Origin of the sequence: Streptomyces sp. NPDC015220, assembly GCF_043079345.1 — a bacterium.
In the GTDB taxonomy this organism is placed as follows: Bacteria; Actinomycetota; Actinomycetes; order Streptomycetales; family Streptomycetaceae; genus Streptomyces.
Genome location: NZ_JBIBUK010000039.1, coordinates 24,740 through 47,999 on the forward strand (window position 1 = coordinate 24,740; position 23,260 = coordinate 47,999).

Annotated in this window: 3 protein-coding genes; all 3 read right to left on the reverse strand. The window is 75.4% G+C overall.

The features are described 5' to 3' along the window. Nucleotides 1-68: 68 nt before the first annotated feature. From ACF061_RS37980 to ACF061_RS37990, 3 genes are read right to left on the reverse strand one after another with little or no spacing between them, the layout of a single operon-like run. Nucleotides 69-8,228 carry an SDR family NAD(P)-dependent oxidoreductase gene (locus ACF061_RS37980; RefSeq protein ID WP_392271585.1) on the reverse strand — a complete coding sequence of 2,720 codons (8,160 nt, stop codon included), beginning with the start codon at nt 8,226-8,228 and terminating at the stop codon, nt 69-71. Further along, on the reverse strand, nt 8,225-17,338 hold the full coding sequence (locus ACF061_RS37985) for an SDR family NAD(P)-dependent oxidoreductase (protein ID WP_392271586.1): 9,114 nt from the start codon (nt 17,336-17,338) through the stop codon (nt 8,225-8,227). Before ACF061_RS37985 ends, ACF061_RS37980 begins: the two co-directional genes overlap by 4 nt. Then, on the reverse strand, nt 17,325-23,201 hold the full coding sequence (locus ACF061_RS37990; protein WP_392271587.1) for an SDR family NAD(P)-dependent oxidoreductase: 5,877 nt from the start codon (nt 23,199-23,201) through the stop codon (nt 17,325-17,327). The genes ACF061_RS37985 and ACF061_RS37990 overlap by 14 nt, the downstream gene beginning before the upstream one ends. Between the last annotated feature and the right edge of the window lie 59 nt (nt 23,202-23,260).

Below are 23,260 nucleotides of genomic sequence, written 5' to 3' on the forward strand. Positions count from 1 at the left end.
GGGTTTCCGCAGGGATGGATGAGGACGCCGTCGGCCGGCGTCCGCGCCTGGGGCGCTGTCGGGGTCGGTCAGGGCCGGGGCACCGCCTCCGTCAGGCGGTCCGCGATCTGACCGAGCGTGGTGGCTTCGTCGAAGAGGGCCGGGGCCACGGTGATCCCGTGGTCCTGCCCGAGTCGGTCCGCGAGCTGTGTGAACGCGACCCGGTCGAATCCCCACTCACCGAGGTCGGTGTCGCCGTCTATGGCCCCCTGTTCGACGTCGAGTATGGCCGAGACCAGATCACGAAGGACCTGGTTCAGGTGTTCCGGCCTCGGGGCCGCAGTACGGGGCGCGGGTCGGACGGAGGCGGCCAGCCGTCCGAGCAACGGGACGTCTCCGGCGGCCGGTTGGACGGCGACGGTGTCGCCCATCGGCCAGTCGAAGGTGGTCTTCAGCAGCGTCACCTGGTCCAACGGTCCGGCGAGCAGGCGCTCCAGGGCGTCCATCGCCTCCGGTGCGCCGATCGGGCTCTGCCCCATCCTCGCCATGACCGCGCGGGTGCTCTCGTTGTCGCCCAGGCCGACGGCTCCCCAGTAGCCCCAGTCGACCACCTTCACGGGGGCCTTGGCGCGTGCAGCGAGCCACTGCGCGGAGGCGTCCTCGAAGACGCTGCCCGCACTGTACCCGCCGTCCCCGGCCAGCCGTGCGCTGGTGGCGAAGGACGAGAAGTACAGCAGGAAGTCCAGGTCGTCCTCGCCGAAGACCTGCGCGATCCGCACGCTCACCGCGACCTTGGCGGCCAGCGCGGCACGCAGCCGCTCCTCCGTCATCCGCGCCAGGGTCAGGTCCCGGCTCACCCCGGCGGCGTGCACCACACCGTCCAACCGGCCGTGACTGCGCAGGACTTGGGCCCGCACCTCGCGCAGGTCGGCCAGCTCGGAGGCATCGGCCCGCAGGTACTCCGGCCGGTGCCCGAGGCCGCCGAGCCGGTCCAGCTTGGCCTCGATGGCGGCGTCCGGCTCACGCCTGCCCACCCACACCACCTTGGCGCCGTAGGTGCGAAGCAGGTACTCGGTCCACACCTCGCCGATGCCGCCGGCCCCGCCGACGACGAGGTAGACCCCGCCGTCGCGGTACGCCCGCGGGCTCTGGGGCAGCCCGGTGACCGGCAGCAGCACCGGCCGGAACCAGCCGTCGCCGCGGTGGGCGACGCTGCCGCCGTTCGGATCGGCGGGCAGCGCGAGCAGTTGCCGGGCCGGCGGCCGGGAGTCCGCCGCGACGTCCACCAGCTTCACGCACCAGGCGGATTGCTCCTTCGCCAGCACACCGAGGAGACCGTGGATGCCCGCGTGCGCGGGGCTCACCGGATCGCCTGCACCCACCTTGAGGGCGCCCGTCGTGACCGCCGTCCAGGTCAGCGCCCGGCCGCCGTGGCCGGTGGCGAGCAGCGCCTGGACGAGGCGCAGCCCGGTCAGGACGCCGGCCTCCTGGGCGGCGATGACGCCGTCGTCGAGCGGCGTTTCGGCGGGCACCTCGGGCAGGTACCAGTACAGGTGGTCGACGGGACCGTGGGGGCGCAGCAGTGCCGCCAGGTCGTCGACGGTGTCGGCCGACCCGGCCACGAGGGCGGTCAGGTCGCCGTGCAGCGCGCGCAACTCCTCGCGCAGGCGCGGTGATCCGCCGATCACGACGGCCCGGCCGTCGGTCTGCGGCCGGCCATCGGGCGCCGGAATCGGCTCCCAGACGGTCCGCAGCAGGACGGGCCGTCCCTGGTCGGCGGCCGGCGTCCCCTGGCCCTGCGGCGCGGGCGCGGGCGCGGGCGGCGCCTGCGGCGCGGGCGCGGTCAGCGGCTGTGCCTCGGCGACCGGTTCGGCCGGGGTGACCCAGTAGCGGTCCTGGGCGAACGGGTAGGTCGGCAGGCTCAGCCGACGGCGCACACCCTCGTGCGCGGACGCCCAGTCCACCGGGAGGCCCTTGGTCCACAGGTCCAGTAGGAGGTCGTAACGCCGCTGCCGGAGCCACTCGGCGACGCGCTCGCGGTGCCCCTCCTCGGCGGTGAACCGGGCGATCTCCGCTCGGTGCGGCCGGGTCCGGGCGCTGTGGACGCGGGTACCGTCCGCGGTGCCGTCGAGCCGGCCGCGCAGCAGGCCGGTCAGCTCGGCGAGGTCGCGGACCTCGAACGCGAGCCGGTACTCCATCTCGTCGCGGCCGGTCTGCAGGGTGTGGGCGAGGTCGGCCAGGTCCACGCCGGCGGTGTGGTCGAGGTACGCCAGCAGGTCGCGGGCCCGGGCGGTGAGCTGCTCCGCGGTCTTCGCCGACAGGACGACCGCCTGCGGCGCCCCGGCCGGGGCGGCGGCACCGGCGTCCGGTCCGCTCGGGACGTACTCCTCGATCACCACGTGGGCGTTGACGCCGCCGATGCCGAACGAGCTGACCCCGGCCAGGCGCGGCAGCGGGCGGCCCCGCTCGTCCCGCGGCGCCGGCCACTCCTCGTTCTCGCGGATCAGGCGGAACGGGCTGCCGTCGAGCCGGACGTACGGGTTGACCTCCTCGGCGTGCAGGCCGCGGACGAGCGTGCGGTGCCGCAGCTGCAGCAGGACCTTGATGACCCCGGCGACGCCGGCCGCGAACTCCAGGTGGCCGATGTTGCTCTTCACCGAGGCCAGCCCGATGTGCGGCCGCTCGGCGGGCGGCGCGCCGACCCCCTCGTAGAGCCTGCCGAAGGCCGTCTTGAGCGCGTTGGTCTCGATCGGGTCGCCGAGCGCGGTGCCGGTGCCGTGCGCCTCGATGTACCCGACCGACCGGGGGTCGACCCCGGCCCGGCGGTAGGCGGTGACCAGCAGCTCGGTCTGGGCGTTGGGGTTGGGCGCGGTGAGTGCCTGGGCGCGGCCGCCGTGGTTCTCGGCGGTGGCCCGGACCACTCCGTGGATGTGGTCGCCGTCCCGCTCGGCGTCGCGCAGCCGCTTGAGCAGCAGCATGCCGACGCCCTCGCCGCGCACGTACCCGTTGGCGGAGGCGGCGAAGGTCTTGCAGCGGCCGTCCGGGCTGAGCATGCCCTCCTTGGCGAAGCCGACGTGCATGCCGGGATCGGTGAGGGTGTTGATGCCGCCGGCGACCGCCATCGAGCAGTGGCCGAGGGAGAGCGCGGTGACGGCGCGGTGCAGCGCGACCAGCGCGCTGGAGCAGGTGGTCTCCACCGGTTCGCTCGGCCCGTGGACGTCCAGGAAGTAGCTCATCCGGTTGGGCCCCATCGAGGCGGCGAGGCCCGCCGAGGAGTAGCCCTCGGACGCCCGGCCGGCCTGCGCGATCAGCTGCCCGTAGGTGCTGACCGTGCCGACGAAGAGGCCGAGGTCCGAGCCGGCCAGCGCGCGGGCCGAGTAGCCGGCCTCCTCCAGCACCTGCCAGACGTGCGTCATCAGCAGGCGCTGCTGCGGGTCCATCAGCTCCGCCTCGCGCGGGGAGATGCCGAAGAACAGCGGGTCGAAGGCCGCGATGCCGTCGATGGTGCCCGCCCAGCGCGCCCCGGCGGCGGTCGGGTCGGCGTCGAGCTGCGCCCGCCAGTCCCAGCGCTCCAGCGGGATCTCCGTGATGCAGTCACGGCCGTTGACCAGGTTGTCCCAGAACTCGTCGGTGTCGCGGGCCATCGGGAACTCGCAGCTCATCCCGATGATCGCCACCGGCTCCGACCCGCCCGGCGCGGCGGTGCCGTGGGCCGGGGCCGGCTCGGGGCGGTGGACCCGCTGCTTCGGGAGCACGGCGGCCGGCCGGGCCGAAGCCGGCTCAGCAGCCGGAAGCGGAGCCGGAGCCGCCGGAGCGGCGTCGGCCGGGGCCGGGTAGGCGGCCGCCAGGGCCGGGACGTGGTTCTCGACCAGATGGTCCGTCAGCCGGTCGAGGGTCGGGTACTCGAAGAAGACCGGCGGGGTCAGGTCGAGCCCGAGCGTCGCGTTCACGCGGGCGGCGAAGGTGGTGAAGATGATCGAGTCGAAGCCGTAGTCGTTGAGCGGGACGTCGCTCTCGATCTCCTCCAGGTCGACCTTGAGCAGCTCGGACACCATGCGGGCGAGGTCGGCGAGCGTACGCGCCCGCAGGTCGGCCGCGCTCCGGTCGGGGGCCGCGGGGGTGGCGGCCGCATCGGTCGCTTCGGCCGCCGCCGTCGGGGCCGAGGTCCGCGCCGGCTCCGTGACCCGCACCGCGTCCTTGGCCACCACCAGCACCTGCGGCTCACCCGAGGCCAGGGCCCGGTAGAGCGCGGTCATGCCGTCCTCGGTGGGCAGCGGCCGCAGCCCCATCCGCCGGTTGAGCGCCTCCAGCGTCTGGTCATCGAGCCGCATGCCGCCGTCGGCCCACAGCGGCCAGTCCACGGACACCGTGCGGCCCTGCCGCAGCCCCTCGGCGGCCAGCCGCGCCCGGTGGGCGGCGAACCGGTCGAGGAACCCGTTGGCCGCCGCGTAGTCCGCCTGGCCGATGTTGCCGGCGACGGCGGCGAGCGAGGAGAACAGCACGAAGTGGTCGAGCGGCAGGCCGCTCGTCGCCTCGTCCAGATTGACCGCGCCGGACACCTTGGCGCCGAACACCTCGGCGAGTTGCTCGGCGGTCTTGGCCCGGACCAGGGCGTCCCGGTGGACGCCGGCGGCGTGGATCACCCCGTCGAGCCGGCCGTGCGCGGCGAGCACCTCGTCCACCAGACGGTGTACGGCCGCCGCGTCGCCGACGTCGGCGGAGCGGTACTCCACGGTCACGCCGGCCTCGCCCAGCGAGCGCAGGACGTCGTCAGCCGTCGCGGGGGCGGACCGTCCGACCAGGACGATCCGGGCGCCCGGCGCCCGGGCGCCGATCTCCGCGGCGAGCAGCGCGCCGAGCCCGCCCGCTCCCCCGGTGATCAGGTAAACGCCGTCCGTCCACGGGGCGGGGGCCGGGCCCTCGGCGGGCACCGGCCGCCAGTCCATGGCCTCCCGGCGGCCGGCCCGGTAGCGCAGCTCCTCGTCGCAGGTGCGGGCGTCCGCGGCGAGCCGGCCCGTCAGGTCGTCGGTGTCCGGGTCGGCCTCGATCACCTGGACACGGATGGCGGGGTGCTCAAGCCGGACCGTGCGCAGCAGTCCGCCGAGCCCGCCGAGCAGGCCCGGCTCTCCGCTCGGCACCACCAACTGGAGCAGGCTCCGCCCCGAGGGCCGCTCGTCGAGCAGCTGCCGCACGTGCTTCAGCATCCGCTCACCGGCGGCGCGGAACCGCTCGTCCAGCGTCCCCTCGTCGCCGGCGAGGGCCACCACCCGGCCGCCGAGCCCGGCGGTGGCCGGGTGGTCCAGAGCGCTGAACACCAGCGTGGTCTCCGGCTCGGCCGCGCCCGGCGCGGCCGCCGCGGCCGTCCAGGCCGGGGCGAGCACCCGCACGTCCACCGCGGCCGCGGCCGCGGGCTGCGCGGCGGCGCGCAGGCTCAGCCCGCGCAGCCGGACCCGGAGCGTGCCCTCGGGGTCGCACACGTCGATGTCGAAGGTGCGGAACCGGGTCCCGCCGTCGCGGCGGCGCACGGCCGCCCAGGCCTGCTCGGCCAGCGGGCCGAGGATCTCGACCTCCTCCACGGAGAACGGCAGGGCGGCGCCGCCCCGGCCGCCGTCGTCGGCGATGCCGATGCAGGCCTGCAGGGCGGCATCGAGCAGGCCGGGGTGGGCCGTGTACGGCGCGGCGGTGCCGCCCGCGGGCAAGTCGAGCCGGGCGAGTGCGACGCCGTCGCCGACCCACAGGGTGGACAGGCCGCGCATGGCCGGGCCGTAGACGATGCCGAGCGCGTCGTACGCCGCGTAGCACTCCCCACCGGGCAGGCCGGCCGGGTCGCAGGCGGCGCGCAGGGCGTCGAGGTCGAGCCGGGGGGCGCCCTCGCCGCCGTGCTCGCGCACCCGGGCGACGCCCTGGCCGTAGACGATGTCCGGATCGGCGGGGTCGCACAGGGTGACGTCGAGACGCTGGTCCTCACGGGGGGTCAGCCCGATCCGCACCCGGACCGGTCCGGCGCCCGCCCGTACCGGCCTCAGCCACACCAACTGGCTCAGGTGGACGGCGTGTTCGTCGTAGGAGACCCGGCCCACGACCGACTCCAGCACGGCGGCCTGGGCCAGCTCCACGGTGGCCACCGCCGGCAGGGTCGGCTCGCTCTGGACCCGATGGCCGGCGAGGAAGAACTCGTCGCCGGTGAACTCCGCCTCGAACCGCTGCGCCCAGAGCGTGGACGCGTTGCGCCCGCGCAGCAGGAGGCCGTCGGCGCGGGTGGCGTCCGGCTCCGGGGCGGACGGCGTGAACCAGCAGCGCACCCGGTCGAAGGGGTAGGTCGGGGCATCGGTCCGGCGCGCCGGTGTCGCGCGGTGCAGCAGCCGCCAGTCGACGCCCGCGCCCGCGACCCAGACCTGCGCCAGCCGGTCGAGCTTGCCCTTGCGGCCCCAGGTCGCGATCAGCTCGCGGGCGTCCTCGTCCGCGTTCAGGATGCCGAGCTCGCCCGCCCCGGCCTTGATGTCGGCGGTGTGGACGCCGGAGGCGGCCGTCCCCGCCAGGAAGTCCTCCAGCCGCTCGGCCAGCCGCTCCGTCGAGTCGGCGACGACCGCGAGCCTGCTGGCCATCGCGCCGCGGCCGACCTGCAGCGTGTACGCCAGGTCGCCGAGGTCGGTCTCCGGCCGTTCCCGTACCCAGGTGAGCAGTTCGCGCGCGTAGGCGGTCAGCCGCTCGCGGTTGCGCGCCGACAGCACGACCAGCGCGGGCTGCCCGGTGGCCGGCCGCTCACCGGCGGGCCGTCCGGAGCGGGGCAGGTACTCCTCGATGACCAGGTGTGCGTTGGTGCCGCTGATGCCGAAGGAGCTGACGGCCGCCCGGCGCGGCCGCCCCTCGGCGGCCCGCCACGGCTCGTTGCCGGTCACGACGCGGAACGGCGAGCGCGCGAGGTCGAAGTGTTCGTTGGGCCGTTCGAAGTGCAGGGACGGTACCAGCTCGCCGTGCCGCATCCCCAGCAGGACTTTGGTCAGGCTCGCCACGCCGGCCGCGGCCGAGGTGTGTCCGATGTTGGTCTTGACCGAGCCGATCGCGCAGAACCCGCGGTCGTCGGTCCACTCGCGGAAGGCGGTGGTCAGCGCCTCCAGTTCGATGGGGTCGCCGAGCTTGGTGCCGGTGCCGTGCGCCTCCACGTAGTCGATCGTGCGGGGGTCGATGCCGGCCCGGCGGTAGACCGCGCGCTCCAGATCGATCTGGCTGCGCACGCTGGGCGCGGTGATGCCGTTGGTCGTGCCGTCCTGGTTGACGCCGGAGGCGACGATCAGCCCGTGGACGCGGTCGCCGTCCCGCTCGGCGTCGGAGAGCCGCTTGAGCACCAACGCGCCGACGCCCTCGCCGGGCACGAAGCCGTCGGCGCCGTCGTCGAACGCCCGGCTGCGACCGGACCGGGAGAGCATCCCGGCCGAGCACATCCCGGCGTAGGTCTCCTCGACGAGGTACAGGCTGGCCCCGCCGACCAGTGCCATGTCGATCTCGCCGGCGGCCAGCGCCTGGCCGGCCAGATGGGCGGCGACCAAGGACGAGGAGCACGCGGTGTCGACCGGGACGGCCGGCCCCTTCAGGTTCAGCAGATAGGCCAGCCGGGCCGCCGCGACAGCCGCGCTGTTGCCCAGGATGCCCACGGTCGGCACCCGGTGACGCTGCAGCAGCAGGCTGTACTCGTTGCCCATGAGGCCGAGGTAGACGCCGCACCGGGTGCCGCTGAGCGCTTCGGGGCTGTAGCCGGCGTCCTCGAAGGCCCGGTAGCCCTCCTGGAGGAAGAGGCGCTGCTGCGGGTCCATGCCCTCGGCCTCGGCCGGGGAGACACCGAAGAAGAGCGGGTCGAAGGACTCGATGTCGTCGAGCGCGCCGAGCGCCTTGGTGTAGGTGCCGCCGGAGCCGGCAGCCGGGTCGTAGTTCCGGTCGGCGTCCCAGCGCGAGGCCGGTATGTCGCGGACGCTGTCCCGGCCCTCGCGCAGGTTGGCCCAGTACGCGTCCAGGTTCGCCGCGCCCGGGTAGCGCCCGGCCATGCCGACGACGGCGATCGGCTCCGGACGGCCGCCGCGCTGGGCCGGCCGGTCCACGGCGCCGTCCGCCGGGGCGGTGGGCTCGCTCACCGGGGCGACGGCTCGAGCGGCGCCGGCAACGGCACTGTCTGGCGAGGACAGCGCGCTGCGCGCCGCCTCGACGCTCAGCTCGCCCGAGCGCAGGGCGGCCAGGATGTCCCGATTGGTCGTCATATGCTGTCCCGCCGTTCCGGCATGGTCGTCTCCTCGTCGGCTCGGCCCGGTCCGGTCAGCCGGCTCAGCAACCGTTCAGCGGTGTCGATGTCCAAGGTTCCTTCCTCGACCCGCCGCAGGACCTCGTCCAGGGACCGGCACTCCTCCGCCGCCGGGGGCGCGGGCGGCACCAGTTCCTCTTCGAGGTAGTCGGCCAGCAGGCGGACGGTCGGGTAGTCGTACACGCGGGCGGCGGTGAACTCCACGCCGAGGCGCTCCTCGATGAGCTTGGCCCACTGCACCGCGAAGATCGAGTCCAGGCCCAGCTCGGCGAACGGCCGATCCGGGTCGATGGAGCCCGAGGGCATCTCCAGCACCTCCGCCAGGCTCCCCGCCAGTTCCTCGACCAGCGCGCCCGCCGCGCGCCCGGGCGCCGGCGCGGGAGGGACGGCCGCGGCGGCGGGCACTGCCACGAGGGCCGGGTCCGGCCGGGCCGGGGCGGCGGTCGCGCCGTCGGCCGTGGCCACCACGGTGTGCTGGTCCACGTCGGCCGTCACGCCGAACGGGAAGTGGACGGTGGCGAAGCCGGTGGCGGTCAGCGCGTCGCGCCAGCCCTCCGGGGTGAGGACCGGGCTGCCCTGCACCCGCAGCTCCGGGTCCTCGGTCACCCACCAGCCCTGAAGGAGCCCGAAGGTGAGGTGGAGCCACAGGCGGTTGCGGGTCAGCTCGTTGAGCAGCAGCACGCCGCCCGGCCGCAGCAGTTGGCGGACGTGCCCGAGCGTGCCGGCGATCCGCCGGGTGGCGTGCAGCACGTTGGTGGCCACCACCACGTCGTACGTCCCGGTCTCGACGCCCTGCTCGCCCGGCGCCCGCTCGATATCGAGCACCTGGCACTCCAGGGACGGCGCCACCGGGCCGAACTTCTGCCGGGCGTGCCGCAGGAAGCCGGCCGAGATGTCCGTGTAGCGGTACTCGGCCACGGCGTTCCGGTACGGGCGCAGCCGGTCGAACAGCACCGCGCTGGTGCCGCCGGTCCCCGCGCCGACCTCCAGGACGCGCAGCCGCGCCCCCGCGTCGGCCGCGAGCCGCTGCTCGACGTGGCCGGTCAGGGCGTCGGCGAGTGCGCTGTTGGCCTCCTCGTTGCCCTGGTAGAGGGCCTGCAGCAGGTCCATCGAGGAGTCCGGGAAGAGGATCTCGTGGGCCAGGCGCCGGCCGGCGAGCAGGTCCGGCAGCCCACGCAGGGCGGCCTCGACCAGCTCGACCTGCGCGGCGACCGCGGGCCGGTCGCCCCAGACGTCCTTCGCCGCGTTCCACGCGGACCAGCCGGACGGTCGGCCGTCCTGCCCGGCGGGGACGGCGTACCGGCCGTCGTCGCGGGTCAGCCGGCCCCGCTCGGCGAGGATCCGCAGGCTCTCCGCGAGCCAGAGGCGCAGGTGTCGCGGCAGGCGCGCGGCCTGGTCCGGCCCCTCCAGGCCGACGTGCGGTCCGGCGAACCAGCCCGTGGCGCGCAGCTGTTCCCACAGCAGGTCCGCGGCCAGCGCGTCCAGGTCCGGCGTGGCCTGCTCCGCCGGAACCGGAGCGGGTAGTTGACGTACCGTCAGGCGTTGCAGCCGGACACAGATCCGGCCCTGCTCGTCGCAGACGTCGACGTCGACCGAGGCGGCCGTACCCGGGTGGGGCCGGACGTGCGCCCAGGCGTCGGCCGGAACCGGCCGCAGCAGCTCGGCCCGGTCGACGGCGAACGGCAGCCCGGCGCCGCCCGGTTCGCCACCTGGCGCGCCGAGAGAGGCGATCGCCTGGAGCGCCGCGTCGACCATGGCCGGGTGGGCGAAGAACTCCCCCCGGCCTGCCCGCAGACGCGCGGGCAGCCGCAGCCGCGCCAGCACCTCGCCCACCCCGGTCCACACCTGGTCCAAGGCCTGCATGCCGGGGCCGTACACGATGTCCGCGGCGGCGAAGGCCTCCCGGCAGACCGCACCGGCGACCGGCCCTCGCGCGCACCGCGCGCGGACCGCCACCAGGTCGAGCACCGGCTCGGGCCCGGTGTCCAGCCGTGCCCGGCCGGTGCAGTAGACGACCCGGGTGGCATCGGCGGAGCGCACCTCGAAGGAGACGGTGTCCCGGTCCGCGCCCGGGGTGAGGGCCACCCGTACCGGCTCCGGGCGCTCGGCCGCGACGAGCGGCCGGACCCAGACCACGTCGAGCAGGCCGACCCCGGCCCCGGGCGTTCCGGCGGCGTGCGCGACGGCGGCGCGGACCAGTTCGAGGTGAGCGGCGGCGGGGAGCACCCGCACCCCGCGCACCTGGTGGTCGGCGAGGAAGAACTCCGCGCCGGTCCACGCCGACTCGTAGAGCGGCCCCCACAACGTCGAGACACTGCGGCCGAGCAACGGGTGCGGGCGGCTGTCCGCGTCGGCGGCGATCCAGTACCGGTCGCGGGCGAACGGGTACGTCGGCAGGCTCATCCGGCGGGGCGCCGGACCGTCCCGGAGCGAGGTCCAGTCGATCCGCACGCCCCGCACCCATGCCTCCAGGACGCGTTCCGGGGACCAGCCCCGCTGTTCGGCGGCCGGGACGTCGTCCGGCCGCTCGCGGTAGGGGTCGATACGTCCGCGCAGCCATCCGCCGGTCCGGCCGTCCACGAAGGAGGCCAGCTGCTCGCGCAGCTCGTCGACCCCGGTCGCGCGAAACGCGAGGCGCTCCGCCATCGCCTCCCGCCCGGTCTGCAGGGTGTGGGCGAGGTCCCAGAACCGGTCCGGCGGGCAGTGGCCCGCGGTGACGAAGGCGAGCAGCCGCCGGGCGCGTTCGCGCAGCCCTGCCTCGTCCCGCGCGGACAGCACGATGAACTGGGGGCCGGACGGGCCGGCGGCCTGGGCCGGCTCGGGCGCCTCCTCGACGACCAGATGCGCGTTCGCCCCGCCCGCGCCGAAGGAGGAGACGCCGGCGCGCAGCGGATGGCCGACCGGCCTGCCGTCGACTTCGACCACCGGCCGCTCCCAGGGAGCCGCCGTCCGCTGCACCGTGAACGGCGTCGCGGAGAAGTCGATGTGCGGGTTCGCGGGCTCGGCGTTGAGGGACGGCACGAGCGTGCGGTGCCGCAGCTGCAGCAGCACCTTGGTCAGCCCGGCGATCCCGGACGCGCTCTCGGTGTGGCCGATGTTCGACTTCACCGAGCCGATCGCGCAGAAGCCGGTGTCCGCGGTGTCCTGCCGAAATGCCCGGGCGAGCCCGGTGATCTCGATCGGGTCGCCGAGCGCGGTGCCCGTCCCGTGCGCCTCGACGTATGAGACCGAGCGCGCCGGCACACCGGCCCGGCGCAGCGCGTCGGCGACGGCCGCGCCCTGGCCGACCGGGCCGGGCACGGTGTAACCGCCGGTGCGGCCGTTGGCGTTGACGGAGGTTCCCTTGATCACGCCGTGGATGTGGTCGCCGTCGGCGAGGGCGGCGGCCAGCGGCTTGAGCACGACGACGCCCACGCCCTCGCCGTCGACGAAGCCGTCCGCGCCCGCCCCGAACGGACCGCTGCGCTCGCCCGGGGAGAGCATGGTCATCTCGCTGAGGCGGACATAGTGGTCGGGGTGGACGATCAGGTTGACGCCGCCGGCGACGGCGCAGTCGCTGGTGCCGGAGCGCAGGCTCTCCACCGCGAGGTGGATCGCGGTCAACGAGGAGGAGCAGGCGCTGTCCACGGCCAGGCTGGGACCGCGCAGGTCGAACAGGAACGAGACCCGGTTGGCGATCGACCAGAACCGCACGCCGCTCGGGTAGTTTCCGTTCATCGCACCCACGAACACGCCTACCCGGCGGTCCGGGCTCAGGGTGGCCGTGGTGTGGCCCGCGTCCTCGATCGCGGCGTGCACCGCCTCCAGGAACACGCGCTCCTGCGGGTCGATGTGCCGGGCCTCGGCCGGCGAGATGCCGAAGAAGCCCGCGTCGAAGGCGTCCGCGTCGGCGAGGAAGCCGCCCCAGCGGCTGTACATCCGCCCACGCGTGCCCCGGGCCGGGTCGTAGTACTTACGCCAGTCCCAGCGCTCGGCCGGTATCTCCTCGATGTGGGCGCGGCCGGCCAGCAGGTTGTCCCAGAACGCGTCGACGTCGGCGGCGCCGGGGTAGCGGCCGGAGAGGCCGATCACCGCGATGTCCGTGATGTCTGCGGTGTCTGCGTTGTCGACGGTGCCGCCACCGGGGCTCGGCGCGGACCGCTGCGCCAACGCCGGGGACGGGGACGGGGTCGGAGCCGGGGCCGGCGGTTGGGCCGCCGCGGGGGCCGGCGCGGCCGCGTCCGGCGCGACCTCGGGAGCCGGAGCGGGCTCGCCCGGCACGCGCTCGCCCACCAGCCGGGCCAGCCCCTCCGGGCGGGTCCGCAGCAGGTGGTCGACGACCTCGTCGACGCTGGTGTGCTCGAAGAAGAAGGTGCTGCCGATGTCCTCGACGACGGTGCGCAGTCGCTCGGCGAGTTCCACGGACATCACGGAGTCCAGGCCGTAGTCGCGCAGCGATCGGGCGGGGTCGATCCGTTCCGGCGCGAGCTTGACCGTGGCGCCGGCCAGCCGCTTGAGGTGGGCGACGGCGGCGGACCGCAGCGTGCTCCCGGATCCGGCGGCCGGGGCCTGGGCCGTCGGGTCCGGTGCGGCGGCCGGGGCGGTGGCGGTCTTCATGAACCCGATGTGGTCCTCCGGCCCTGCCAGTAGGCGCTCCACCACGTCCATCGCCTCCGGCGGCTCGATCGAGCCCTGCCCGAGGCTCGCCATGCGCGCGCGGTGGGCGTCGTCGGCGACCACGCCCACGCTGCCCCAGTAGCCCCACTCGACGACCTTGACCGGCCAGTCGTGCTGCTGGCGGAGCCGGGCGGCGTAGGCGTCCTCGAAGGTGCTGCCGGCGGCGTAGTTGCCCTGGCCCGGCGGGCGGGCGTGGGCGACCAGCGAGGAGAAGAACAGCAGGAAGTCGAGGTGCTCGGCGGCGAACGCGGTCGACACGGCCTCGGTGACCGCGATCTTGGCGAGCAGCACGGCCCGCAGGTCGCCCTCGGTCATCGAGAACAGCAGCCGGTCGCGCAGCACGATGGCCGACACCACGACGCCGTCCACCCGGCCGAACCGGGCGACGACGTCGCGGCGGACCCGGTCCATCGCGGCGGCGTCGGCGCCGTCCGCGGAGATGTACAGGGGCCGGGGGCCGAGACCGCCGAGCCTGTCCAGGCGCTCCTCGATGGCCGCGTCCAGCGGCCGTCGGCCGATCCACACGATCTGCGCGGCGTACCGGCTCACCAGGTGCTCGGTCCAGGCCTCGCCGATGCCGCCGGCGCCGCCGACGACCACGTAGACGCCGCCGCGCCGGTAGGGCGGCCGGGCCGGCGCGGGCAGCGTGAGCGGGCGGAGCTCCTGCCGGTACCAGCGGCCGCCACGGAACGCCAGGGTGGCGCCGTGCGGGTCCGCGGGCAGGGTCCGCAGCGCGTCCACCGGCCACGGCTCCTCCAGAGCGAGGTCGACCAGCCGCACCCGCCACCTCGGGTGCTCCTTGGCGAGCGAGCCGGTCAGTCCGTGCACGCCCGCCGCGGCGGGGTGCACGGTGTCGGACGGGGCGGCCTTCTGGGTCTGCCGGGTGATCACGGTCCAGCCGAGCGGGGTGTCCCCGTAGCCCTCCCGCAGGAACGCCTTCACCAGCCGGAAGCAGTGCACGACGGTCTCGGTGCCGTCGGCGGCGTCCACGGGGGCGATCCAGTAGACGTGGTCGACGCCCGGCTCGGCCCGTACGTCGGCCAGGTCCTGGACACGCACGTCGGCCCGCGGGTGCGCGGCGCGCAGCAGCCGCCGCTGCTCCTCCGTCCCACCGACGATCAGTACGGTCGCGGGCTCCGGCCCTTCGGCCGCGGCGGGGGTGTGTTCCGCCCAGACGGGGCGCAGCAGGCGCTGGTCGGCCGGGGCCGTCCGGGCGGGTTCCGGAACACCCACCGCGAGGCCGCGCAGCCGGACGCAGACCCGGCCGTCGTCGTCGCAGACGTCGATGTCCAGGGTGCCGGGGCGGGCGACGCCGGTACGGATGTGGGCGTGGGCCGAGGCCGGCGTCGGGGCGAGGATCTCCACCTCGGCGACCGCGAAGGGCACGGTTGCGCGGTCGGCGCCGCCGTCGGCGAGACCGATGGCGGCGTGCAGGGCGCCGTCCAGGATCGCCGGGTGCAGACCGCCGGACGCCCGGGTGGAGGCGGGGGCCCGCAGGCGGGCGAGCACCTGCCCGTCACCGACGGCCAGCTCCTCGACCGCGCGCATCGACGGGCCGTACACGATGCCGGCCGCGGCATGGAGCGCGTAGCAGCGGTCGGCCGGGATGCGGCGGTCGCAGGCGGCGCGCAGGGCGGCGAGGTCGAGGACCGGGCGGTCGGCGGGCGCGGTGGTGACGTGGGCGGTGCCCAGCGAGACCAGCGATCCGCCGACGGTGACCCGCAGGCCGATCGCCTCGCCGGTGCGCGGGGTGAGCGCGACGGCGAGCTCCACGGGCGCGGGGCCGGCTGTGACCGGTCGCGGCCAGGCCACGTCGGTCAGCCGGAGCGCCCGCTCCCCCGGGCCCGCGGCCTGCTCCACCGCGGCGCGAACGAGTTCGAGCTGGACGGCGGCGGGCAGCACACGGTCGCCGCCGACCAGGTGGTCGGCGAGGAAGTACTCCGCACCGGTGAACGTGGTGACGAACCGCAGACCTTGCACCCCAGACTCGTTCCGCAGCCTGAGCGGGCCGTCCGGGGTCCTGGCCGGTGCCGAGGCCGGTGCCGAGGCCGGTGCCGGCCCCGGGACCGCGCCCACCGCCGAAGCCGTACCCGGTCCCGAGACCGTGGTCTGCGCCGAGACCGCACCCGGTACCGAAGCCGCGGCCAGTGCCGGGACCACGCCCGCCACCGAAGCCGCGGCCGGTACCGAAGCCGTGCCCGACGCCACGGGCTTGCCCGGCGCCGTGGCCACGCCCGCTCCCCCGGCCGTGCCCGCCGTCACAGGCGGGCCCGGTGCGTCCACCGGGCCGGGCGCCCAGTGGCGCTCCCGGGCGAAGGGGTAGGTCGGCAGGGCCACCCGCCGCCGCGGCGTCCCGGTGTACAGGGCGGCCCAGTCGACGGGCTCCCCGGCGAGCCAGCGGTCGAGCGGCCCGGCGCCGGTGCCGGCGGCGGGGCTCTCCTCGCCGCTGAGATGTCCGGTCAACCGTTCGCGCACCTCGTCCAGGGTGTGCGCGACGAAGCCGAGCCGCTCCTCCAAGGCCTCCCGGCCGGTCTGCAGGGTGTACGCGATGTCGGCGAGGTCGGCGTCGGTGTATCCGTTGAGCGCGGTGAGCAGTCGCCGGGCCTGGTCGGCGAGACGGTCGCGGTCCCGGGCGGAGAGCACGACCAGGGCGGGCTCCGGGCCCGGCGGAGCGCCGCGCGGCGGAGCCGGGTGGTCCTCGACGATCACGTGCGCGTTGGCCCCGCCCGCACCGAAGGAGGAGATCCCGGCCCGGCGCGGCCGCTCGCCGGCCGGCCACGGGGCGAGTTCGCGCTGCACCTGGAACGGGGTGGCGTCGAAGTCGATGTGCGGGTTCAGCTCGGCCGAGTGGAGCGACGGCACCAGTTCGCCGTGCCGGAACTGCAGCAGGACCTTGGTGAGCGCGGCGATGCCCGAGGCGCTCTCGGCGTGCCCGATGCTGGACTTCACCGAGCCGAGCGCAACCCGGCCCGCACCGGCCGCCCGGTCGCCGAACGCCCGGGTGAGGCCCGCCAGTTCGATCGGGTCGCCGAGTTCCGTACCGGTGCCGTGGGCCTCGACGTAGCCGATGCTCGAAGGGTCGGCGCCGGCCTGGCGCAGCGCGCGAGTGATGACGTCGGCCTGCGCCTGCGGGTTGGGCACGGTGTAGCCCGTGGCCCGGCCGCCGTGGTTGACGGCGGTGCCCTTGATGACGCCGAGGATCCGGTCGCCGGCGGCCAGGGCCTGCTCCAGCGGCCTGATCAGGACGGCTCCCACGCCCTCGGCGGGCACGTAGCCGTCGCCGCCCGCGCCGAAGCTGGCACAGCGTCCGGTGCTGGACGCGAACCGGCCCTGGGCCAGCATCAGGTACTTGTTCGGGTGGATCGTCACGTTGACGCCACCGACCAGCGCGGCGTCGCACTCGCCGGAGCGGATCGCGCGGCAGGCCAGGTGGAGCGCGGTCAGCGAGGACGAGCACATGGTGTCCAGCGCGACGCTGGGCCCGCGCAGGTCGAGCGTGTACGAGACCCGGTTGGCGACCGACGAGGCGTTGCCGCCCACCGCGTGGCGCCCGCCGCGCAGCTGGTCCTGTGCGGCGTGCAGCTGGTACTCCTCGTACATCACCCCGACGAACACGCCCACCGTGCGCGGCAGGGTGGCCCGGGTGTAGCCGGCGTCCTCGACGGTCTCGTAGGCGCACTGCAGGAAGAGCCGTTCCTGCGGGTCGAGCAGTTCGGCCTCGCGGGGCGAGATGGCGAAGAACAGCGGGTCGAACTCGTCGACCCCATCGATGAATCCGCCCCACTTGCTGTAGGTGCGGCCCGGTTCGCCTTTGCGCGGGTCGTAGTAGGCGCCGTGGTCCCAGCGGTCCGCGGGGACCTCGGTGACGCAGTCCCGGCCGGCGCGCAGGTTCTGCCAGAACTCCTCGGGATCGCGCGCACCGGGGTAGCGGCCGGCCACGCCGATGATCGCGATGTCTAGCGGGCCGTCGCCCGGGGCGTCCGGGGCCGCCGCCGAAGCCGCGGGCGCCGGCTCGGGCGCGGGCGCGAGGCGGTGTCCGGTCAGGCTGATGCGGCCGTCGGCCGACACCCGCCGGGCCGGTGCCGACGGCCGGGGCGGGGTGTCCGCCACCGGTCGGGGGGCGTCCGCGGACACCCCGTCGATCACGGCGGTGAGCCGGTCGCGGGCGGTGCCGAGCAGTCGCTCGGCCAGCTCGCCGACCGTCGGGTACTCGAACAGCAGGGTCCGCGGCAGCGGTCCGAAGTCCCGCTCCAGCAGCAGCGTCACCTCGACGGCCTTGACGGAGTCGGTGCCGTACTCGCTGAGCGGTACGGCGGCGTCGATGCGTTCCGGAGCCAGTTTGAGCACGGTGGCGAGCCGGCCCGCGACATACTGCCGGACCTTCTCCCTCAGGTCGTCGTCAGGCGCTGCCATCGTTCATCTCCTTGGCTCCGCCGGCCTGGCCGACGAGGTGGGGATACGTGTCGCAGAGGTGGTGGGCGAGGCGCCCGAGCGTGGTGTGCTCCAGCAGCTCGGCGGTGCCGACGTCCAGCCCGAAGGCCAGGTTGATCCGCCGGGCCAGCTCGGCGAGGGTGACCGGCTCGAAGCCGTAGTCGTTCAGCTCCGTCTCGGGATCGAGGTCCGCCGCGTCGACGAGCAGGATGCGCGACACCAGGGCGCCGAGTTCGGCCTGGATCCGGGCGACCTCCGCCGGGTCGACCGGAGCGGTGACGAACTGGTCGCGCAGTCGGGCGAGTTGGCCGGTGAGAGCCACCAGGTGGCTGCGGCCCGAGGCCAGCGCGCGGTAGAGGGCGCGCATGCCGTCGGCGGTGGTCAGCGGGGTCAGGCCGATGTCACGCAGGGCCGCCACGGTCGCGTCGTCGACGGTCATGCCGCCCTCGGCCCACAGCGGCCAGCCGACCGAGACGGTGGTGCCGTGCCGCTCACCGCGGGCGACCAGTGCGGCCCGGTGCTCCGCGAACCGGTCGAGGAAGCCGTTGGCGGCGGCGTAGTCGGCCTGGCCCACGTTGCCGAAGGAGCCGGTGGCCGAGGAGAACAGCGCGAAGAGGTCCAGCGGGAGGTCCCGGGTCGCCTCGTCGAGGTTGCGGGCCCCGGCGCTCTTCGGCGCCAGGACGGCGGCCAGGTCCTCCGGCGTCTTGTGCGCCAGCAGGCCGTCCCGGAGCACCCCGGCGGCGTGCAGGACGCCGTCCAGCCGGCCGTGCTCGGCGAGCACGTCGGCGACCAGCCGGCGTACGGCCGCGGAGTCGGCGACGTCGGCCTGCCGGTACCTCACCCGTGGGTCGCCGGCTTCGCCGGGCAGGTCGTACGCGGGTGAGCGACCGACCAGGACGACGGTCGCGCCGGGCGCCTGCCGGACGATCTCGGCGGCCAGCAGCCGCCCGATGCCGCCACGGCCCCCGGTGACCAGATAGACGCCGCCGTCGCGCCACGGCGCCGCCGCGTCCCGATCGGGCAGCTCCGCCCAGCCGGCCACCCGGCCGTCGCGTATCCGGGCCGCCGACGGCAGCCGCAGCGACCGGTCCAGGCGCGCGGTCACCGTCGCGGCGTCGGCGTCGGCGGGCACCTCCACCGTCTGGACCTCCAGCCCCGGGTACTCCTGGGCGGCGGACAGCAGCAGGCCGGCCAGCCCGGCGACCGGAAGCTCGTCCTCGGGCACGACGAGCTGGCACCGGGTCGGCTTCGGGGCGCCGTCCGCGGTCAGGCGCTTCAGTTCCCGCAGCACCAGGGCCGCGTCGTCCTCGTACGCCTCGACGCGGCCGTCCAGCAGGACGAGACCAGCGCCGGGCACCGGGACCGCCGCGTGTCGCCGGGTCAGGAACACCAGGCGCTCGCCCTGTTCGCGCTCGCGCACGGGCGCCTCCTGCCACACCGGGGCCAGCAGCAGCGTGCCCTCGCCGGGTCCGGCCGGGGCGGCGGGCAGGGCGGGTCCGGCGGGGGCCCGCAGGCTCAGCCCCCGCAGGGCCACCCGGACCCGGCCGTCGTCGTCGCAGAGGTCGAGGTCGAGGACCTGCCCGTCGGCGCCGGTCCGCTCCTCGCTTCCGCGCACCCACACCCACGCCGCGCCGTCCAGCGGCGCGTGCACGGCGAGTTCGTCGAGTGCGAACGGCAGTGCGGCACCCCCCGTCCCGGCCGCGCCGGGCAGCGGGGGCAGACCGGCGGCCGCCTGGAGTGCCGCATCGAGCAGGGCCGGGTGCAGGGTGTACGGGGTGCGGGCCGACGGGCCGGTCGGCGCCACCCTGGCCAGGACCTGCCCGGTGCCGACCCGCAGCTCCCGCAGCGCGCGCATCCCCGGGCCATAGGCGATGCCGAGGCGGGCGAACCGGTCGTACACCTCGCCGGCGGGCACGGTCCGGGTGCAGTCGGCGAGCAGCGCCGGGAGGTCGAGCACCGGGGCGGGCTCGGGTGTGCGCAGGTACGCCCCGCCCTGGACGAAGCGCCGCTCCTCGTCGCCGGCCTCGACGACGGTGAAGCCGAGCGTGTCCTCGGTGTCGGCTGCCAGGGCGATCGCCACGGTGACGGTGCCGCCGGCCTCCGCCGGGTCCACCGGGCGCTGCCACACCACGCCGGTGAGGCGCAGCTGGGCGTCGGACGGCGAACCGAGCGTCAGGTGTGCGGCGGTGTACGCCATCTCCAGCGCGGCGGCCGCGGGCAAGATGCGCCGACCGCCCACCTGGTGACCGGCGAGGAAGAACTCGGCGCCGGTCAGCGTGGTCTCGAAGCGCTGCTGCCACAGGGTGGAGACGTTGCGCTGGACCAGGGGATGGACGCCCGCCGCCGGCGCGGCGGGCTGGTCGCCGGGCTCGATCCAGTGGCGCTCGCGGGCGAACGGGTACCCGGGAAGCCCGATCCGGCGCGGGGAGCGCCCGACGTGCAGCAGTTCCCAGTCGACGGTCAGCCCGTTCACCCAGGCCGCCAGCACGCGGTCGTGCTTGCCCTTGGCGATCCACGCGGCCACGGCCTCGCGGGCGTCGTCGTCGCCGGCGAACAGCGCGGCGAGCTCCCCGTCCCGCCCGGCGCGGCCGCGGTGCCGGTCGCCCGGCCGTCCCTCGACGAAGTCCGCCAGCCGGTCGCGCAGTTCGCCGATGTTCCGGACGTGAAGGGCCAGGCGTTCGGTCATCTCCTCCCGGCCGACCTGGAGGGTGTACGCCAGGTCGGCCAGGCGGGGCGAGCGGGTCCGCAGGTGGTCCAGCAGCCCGCGCGCGACCTCGGTGAGGCGCTCCGCGTCCGCCGCGGAGAGCACGATCAGGCCCGGCGCGTCCTCCTCAGGCCGCCGCGACGGCTCCGGGTACTCCTCGATCACCAGGTGGGCATTGGTCCCGCCGGCGCCGAACGAGGACAGTCCGGCCCGGCGCGGCACACCCGCCGTCGACGGCCAGGGCGCGAGCTCCTGCTGCACCCGGAACGGCGTGGAGGTGAAGTCGATGTGCGGGTTCAGCTCCTCGGCGTGGAGCGAGGGCACCAACTCGCCGTGCCGCAGCTGCAGCAGGATCTTGGTGAGTCCGGCGATGCCGGAGGCGCTTTCGGCGTGGCCGATGTTCGACTTCACCGAACCGATCGCGACCGGGTTCTCGGGGCCGGTCCCGAACGCACCGGCCAGCCCGGCGATCTCGATCGGGTCGCCCAGGGAGGTGCCCGTCCCGTGCGCCTCGACGTAGCTCACCGTCCTCGCGTCGACGTCCGCGACGTCGAGGGCCCGGCGGATCACCTCCGCCTGGGCGGCGGGGTCGGGCACGGTGTACCCGTTGGTGCGGCCACCGTGGTTGACCGCGCTGCCCTTGACCACGCCGAGGATCCGGTCACCGTCGGCGACCGCCCGGGACAACGGCTTCAGCAGCACCGCGCCGACACCCTCACCCGGCACATAGCCGTCCCCGCCGGCACCGAACGCGGCGCACCGGCCGCTCTCGCCCAGGAACCCGCCCTGCTCAAGGATCAGGAACTTGTTCGGGTGCACCGACACGTTCACCCCACCCGCCAGCGCGAGATCCGACTCCCCGCGCAGCAGGCTCTGGCACGCCAGGTGGATCGCCGTCAACGACGACGAGCACATCGTGTCCACCGCCACGCTCGGGCCGTGGAAGTCGCAGACGTAGGACACCCGGTTGGCGATCGAGGCCGGTACCCCGCCGGCGGCCAGTGCCCGGCCGTGGGCCTGCGCCTGGGCGCCGAAGAGCTGGTACTCCTCGTACATCACACCGACGAACACGCCGACCCGGCCGTGGGCCGCGGCGCGCGCCCGGGTGTAACCGGCGTCCTGGAGCGTCGCGTAGGCGCACTCCAGGAACAACCGCTCCTGCGGATCGGTCAGTTCGGCGTCGGCGGGCGACATGTGGAAGAACAGCGCGTCGAACTTGTCGACGTCCGTGAGGAATCCGCCCCGTCGGCCACCGCCGGTGGCCCGCGGATCCCACCGCTCGGCCGGGACCTCCGTGACGCTGTCCACACCCGCCCGCAGGTTCCCCCAGAACTGGTCCAGGGTCGCCGCCCCCGGGTAGCGCCCGGCGACACCGATGATCGCGACGTCGTCCGGGCGCATCCCGTCCTGGCGGTGCTCCGCCGGGCGCGCCGCGGCCGCCAGGGAGCGTCCGCGCTGGTGCCCCGCGACGACGCCGCCGGTCATGCCCGCCGACGGCCGCGGGGCGGCGGGCCGGACGGCCGGGCTGTCCTCGCCCAGGAGGGCGGCGAGCCGCTCCGCGTGTTCGGTACGGAAGTACTCGGCGAGCGCGTCGACGGTGCGCCGCTCGAAGAGCAGGGTCTTGTCCAGCGGCCCGAAGGCCCCCTCCAGTCCACGGATGATCTGGAGTGCCATCACGGACTCGATCCCGTGCTCGGAGAGCGGCACGTCGGCCGCCAGCTCGTGCGCCGGGAGCTTCACCTCGCCGGCCACGACGGAGGTCAGGTAGCGGACCACCCGGGCGTGTCCGGGTGCCCGCGGGGTGGCTCCGGCGGTCTGCACGTCCCGTGCGCCGGCGTCGCCGGTCGCGGTGCCGGGCGCTTTGGCGGGGGCCGGCCGCGTCCGGTCCGGCTCGTCCCCCAGCGGCCGGACGGACACCCCGACCAGCCGGACGCAGACCCGTCCCTCGTCGTCGAAGAGGTCGACGTCGAACACGGGGGCGCCGGGGCGGCGGCGCAGCCAGGCCCAGGGCTCGGCCGGGCAGGCGCCCAGCAGCTCGACCCGGTCCACGGCGAACGGCACGGCCGTCCGGCCCTCGGTGAGGTCGAGCGCGATGCCGGCGTGCAGCGCGGCGTCGAGCACCGCCGGGTGGAGGACGAACCCGTCCGCGTCCCCGGGGGTGCGGAGCCGGGCGAGCACCTCGCCGTCGCCGACGTGGACCTCGGCCAGGGCGCGCATCGCGGGCCCGTAGGCGATGCCGCTCTCGGCCAGCGCCCCGTAGCAGCGTGCCACGGGTACGGCGGCGAGCCGGGCGAGCAGAGCGTGCCGGTCGTGGACGGGCACCGGTGCCACGGCCTCGCCGGTGACGACCTCGCCGGTCGCGTGCACCCCGTCGCCCCGGACCTCGAAGGCGATCCGCTCCTCCCCCGGGACGAGCACGACGCTCAGGTCGAGCCCGGGCGCGGGCACGAAGGGCCGCAGCCATACGACGTCGTTCAGCGCGGTCACCCGGTCGGGCACGGTCAGCTCGACCGCGGCGCGGGCCAGCTCGAGGACGGCGACGCCGGGCAGCATCGGCCGTCCCTGGACGACGTGGTCGGCCAGGAAGAACTCGCCCCCGGTGAGACGGGCGCTGTAGCGCTGCGCGCTGAAGTCCGAGGTGTTGCGCTGGGCCAGCGGATGCAGCCAAGCGGCGTTCGGGCCGGCCACAGCCGCCGGGGCCTGGTCGATCCAGTGGCGCTCGCGCGCGAACGGGTACGCCGGCAGGGCCGCCCGGCGTGGTGTGCCGGCCTCGTAGAGCGCGGCCCAGTCGAAGTCCAGGCCCTGCGTCCACAGTTCCAGGACGAGGTCGTACTTGGCGCGCCGCACCCAGCGGCGCAGGGTCTCGGCATCCTCCTCGTCCGCGAGCGCGGCCGCGACGGGGCGCTCGCGGTCGGCCTGGCCCTGGTGCAGCCCCTCGGCGCGGCCGGCGAGGAAGGCCTCGAGCCGGGCACGCACCTCGTCGACGTCGGTCGCGTGGAAAGCCAGCCGGTAGCGCATGGCCTCCCGGCCGACCTGTAGGGTGTACGCCAACTCGGGCAGCGTGACCGGGTGTTCGCGCAGGTGGGCGAGGAGGTTCGCGGCCGACTCGCGCAGCCGGGTCTCGTCCCGGGCGGACAGCACGATCAGCCCCGGCGCGTGTGCCTCGGGCCGCTGCGGCGCGACGTACTCCTCGATCACCA

Excerpts from the sequence above, each read along its gene's own strand:
- ACF061_RS37980 (WP_392271585.1), bottom strand. The coding sequence starts at position 8,228 with ATGACGACCAATCGGGACATCCTGGCCGCCCTGCGCTCGGGCGAGCTG.
- ACF061_RS37985 (WP_392271586.1), bottom strand. The coding sequence starts at position 17,338 with ATGGCAGCGCCTGACGACGACCTGAGGGAGAAGGTCCGGCAGTATGTC.